Source organism: Pseudomonas sp. NPDC089530, from assembly GCF_050280705.1.
GTDB lineage: Bacteria > Pseudomonadota > Gammaproteobacteria > Pseudomonadales > Pseudomonadaceae > Aquipseudomonas.
The window spans coordinates 1-3,802 of the sequence record NZ_JBNNVU010000180.1; the positions used below are offsets into that span (position 1 = coordinate 1).

The window sequence follows — 3,802 nt, forward strand, 5'->3', positions numbered from 1 at the left end:
CGGCGCCCGCGAACACCTGCCGCAGAACCGCCAGGCCGCGCAAGCGGTGCTGGTGCCATCCCTGTCTTGAGTTAGCAGGAGAACCGCAGGAGGGGCGGACCGAACTGGTTATCCACAGCCCGCAGGCCCTGCACCCGTTGCTCCGGTGCATAACCATTGAATTCGTTGCCGTCGAGCACCAGCAGGCGGTCGACGCCCGCCGTGGCGAAGGCGTTTTCCTTGTGCTCGCCGAACACCACGGCCAGCACCGCGCCGTCCTTGCCGGCCAGTTGATGGGCCAGGCCCAGCAGGTCGCGGTCGTGGCTGCTCAGGCGGCCGCCGACCATGTCCGGCACCACGCCGATGCAGAACGCCGGTTGCGTCACCTGGTGCAGCGGCAGTTGCACTTCGACCGCGGCGCTGCGCTTGACTGCCCCGCCCTGCTGGGCGCCGCTGCGGTCGATGCGCTTGATACCGTTGGGGCCGATGAAACCGGTCCCGTGGGGGTTCTTGCGGATGATGCCGTTGGGCCCCATCCAGCTGTGCTGCGCCGGCTGCATGGCCGCGTGCAGCGGGTGCAGGCGGTTACGGGCGATCCACTCGGCCCGCGGGTCGCGGCGGATAATGTCGCTCATCAGTGGGCCTCCGCAGGTTCACGTTTGGCCGGGGCGGCCGGTTTGCCCGACGCGGCGTCTTCGAGCAGCGCATCGGCCACCAGTTCGGCGATGTCCTTGATCAGCGGCCGCGGTTCGACCACGCCTTCGAGCATCGCCGTGCATTGCGGACAACCCACGGCCACCAACTCGGCGCCGGTTTCGCGGATGTCTTCCATGCGCATGTCGGGGATCCGCTGCTTGCCCGGGATGTCGGTGATCGGCGCGCCGCCGCCACCGCCGCAGCAGCGCGAGCGGAAACCGGAACGCTGCATTTCCTTGACCTCGATCCCCAGCGCCCGCAGCACTTCCCGCGGCGCCTCGTATTCGCCGTTGTAGCGGCCCAGGTAGCACGGGTCGTGATAGGTCACGCTGTCGCCCTTGTGCTGGCCGAGGCTCAACGCACCGGCCTGGATGATTTCCGCCATGTAGGTGCTGTGGTGCTGCACCCGGTAGTTGCCGCCCAGGGCGCCGTATTCGTTTTTCAGCACATGGAAGCTGTGGGGGTCGCACGTGACGATGCGCTTGAAGCTGTATTTGGCCAGGGTCTGGATATTGCGCTTGGCCAGCAGCTGGAAGGTCGCCTCGTCGCCCAGGCGCCGGGCCACGTCGCCGCTGTCGCGCTCTTCCAGGCCGAGCACGGCGAAGTCGACCTTGGCCGCCTTCAGTACCTTGACGAAGGCGCGCAGGGTGCGCTGGTTGCGCATGTCGAAGGCACCGTCGCCGACCCAGAACAGCACGTCGGTGGTTTTCTTTTCGCTCATCAGCGCCAGGTTGAGGTCCGCCGCCCAGTTCATCCGCCCGCCCGGGGCAAAACCGCCCGGGTTGTCGGTGGCGATCAGGTTTTCCAGGACTTCGGCGCCCTTGTTCGGGGTCGCGCCCTTTTCCAGGGTCAGGTGCCGGCGCATGTCGACGATGGCATCGACGTGCTCGATCATCATCGGGCACTCCTCGACACAGGCGCGGCAGGTGGTGCAGGACCAGAGGGTCTCAGCGTCCACCAGGCCGTTGACGATCGGCTGGTGCGGGTTGCCGCTGTGCTCGCCGATCGGCTTACCCGGATACGGGCTGCCGGCGAACTGGGCGTCAGTGCCGCCAGCGAGGCCGACCACCATGTCCTGGATCAGTTTTTTCGGGTTCAGCGGCTGGCCGGCGGCAAAGGCCGGGCACGCGGCTTCGCATTTACCGCACTGCACGCAGGCATCGAAACCCAGCAGTTGGTTCCAGGTGAAATCCTTGGGTTTTTCCACGCCCAGGGGCGCATTCGGGTCTTCCAGGTCCAGCGGCTTGAGGCCGGTGGAACGGCCGCCGCCGAAGCGTTCCGGACGACGGTGCCAGGCCAGGTGCAGGGCACCGGCGAAGGCGTGCTTCATCGGCCCGCCCCAGGTCATGCCGAAGAACAGCTCGGACACGCCCCACAACACGCCGACCCCGAGGATCGCGGCGACCAGCCAGCCGCCGAAGTTTTCCGGCAGGATCCCGGCCACCGGCAGGGTCACCAGGAAGAACGACGCCGAGAATGCCAGCAGGCTCTTGGGCAGGCGCATCCACGGGCCTTTCGACAGCCGCGAAGGCGGGTTGCGCCGGCGCCGGTAGACGAAGATCGCACCGACGAACATCACCGCCGACATCAGCAGCAGCGCATAACCCAGGATGCGGTTATGCAGGCCGAAGCCATGCACCAGGATCGCCAGGACGATGGACGCCACCGCGCCACCGGCCGTGGCCACGTGGGTGTTGGCGATGTATTTGTCCCGCGCCACCACGTGGTGCAGGTCGACCATGTAGCGCTTGGGCATGGCCAGCAGGCCGCCGATCAGGTCGACCTTGGACGCGCGGCCCCGGCGCCACATGGCCACCCGCCGCAGCGCGCCGAGGACCGCGAGGCCCAGGGCGGCGAACAGCAGGATGGGAAGAAGGGTGTTGAGCATGATGAAGCTCCCAAAGACCGGTTCGGTCGATGTAGCCGCTGCCGCAGACTGCGCTGAAGTCCGCAGGACTTCCCGGCGGACTCAAGAGCGCGACTGCTTCGCAGTCGATCGCAGCCTTCGGCAGCGGCTACAGGTATGGCTTAGAAATCCTTGCAGATCCGCAGGGCGTCGTAGATGGCCGCGTGGGTGTTGCGCTGGGCCACGCAGTCGCCGATGCGGAACAGCAGGTAGCCGTCGCCCGCCTGGCTCAACGAAGGTTGCGGCTTGATCGCGAACAGCGCCTCGACGTCGACCTGGCCCTTGTTGCGCGAACCTTCCTTGAGCGCGTAGTAGATCGCTTCGTCGGGCCGCACGCCGTTCTCCACCACCACCTGGTCGACCACCCGCTCCTCCTTGGCGCCGGTGTATTCGTTCTCCAGCACCGCCACCAGCTTGTCGCCTTCGCGGTAGACCTTTTCCAGCATCATGTCGCCGGTCATGATCACTTCTTTGGGGTACATGCTGCGGTAGTAGGTCGGGAACGATGTACCGCCAATGGCCACGCCCGGCTTGATGTCGTCGGTGACGATTTCGACCTGGCTGCCCTTGTCGGCGAGGAAGTCGGCCACCGACATGCCGGTGAACTCGCAGATGGTGTCGTAGACCAGCACGTTCTTGCCCGGCGCCACCTTGCCGTCGAGCACGTCCCAGCTGCTGACCACCAGCCCTTCGGCGGCGCCCCAGTGTTCGTTCTGCTCGAGGAACGGATGCCCGCCGACGGCCAGCACCACGATGTCCGGACGCAGATCGAGAATGGTCGCGGCATCGGCCGCGGTGCCCAGGCGCAGGTCGACCTTCAGGCGGGCCAGTTCCAGCTGGTACCAGCGGGTGATACCGGCGATCTGGTCGCGCTGCGGCGCCTTCGCGGCGGTGGTGATCTGCCCGCCGATGGCGTCCTTCTTCTCGAACAGGGTCACGTCGTGGCCACGCTCGGCCGCGACCCGCGCCGATTCCATGCCCGCCGGGCCGGCACCGACCACCACCACCTTGCGCTTCGGCCCGGTGGACTTCTCGATGATGTGCGGCACGCCCATGTATTCACGGGAGGTCGCGGCGTTCTGGATGCACAGCACGTCCAGGCCCTGGTACTGGCGGTCGATGCAGTAGTTGGCGCCGACGCACTGCTTGATCTGGCCGCCGTGGCGCCAACCCCTGCCGTTACCCCGACTGTCGCGCCAGCACCCTCGACGCCAACCAGTC

The 3,802-nt window shown here is 67.0% G+C and carries 1 protein-coding gene and 2 pseudogenes; all 3 read right to left on the reverse strand.

Annotation, left to right across the window (positions count from 1 at the left end; genetic code table 11):
• Positions 1-95: 95 nt before the first annotated feature.
• Positions 96-614, reverse strand: a pseudogene (locus ACQKQA_RS29865) (electron transfer flavoprotein subunit alpha/FixB family protein); the annotation flags it as partial.
• Complete coding sequence (dgcB, locus tag ACQKQA_RS29870; RefSeq protein WP_427564748.1) at positions 614-2,563, reverse strand: dimethylglycine demethylation protein DgcB; 1,950 nt, start codon at positions 2,561-2,563, stop codon at positions 614-616. The pseudogene ACQKQA_RS29865 and the gene dgcB, both read right to left, overlap by 1 nt.
• Positions 2,564-2,703: 140 nt before the next feature.
• Positions 2,704-3,802, reverse strand: a pseudogene (gene dgcA, locus ACQKQA_RS29875) (dimethylglycine demethylation protein DgcA); the annotation flags it as partial.

Excerpts from the sequence above, each read along its gene's own strand:
- dgcB (WP_427564748.1), bottom strand. The coding sequence starts at position 2,563 with ATGCTCAACACCCTTCTTCCCATCCTGCTGTTCGCCGCCCTGGGCCTC.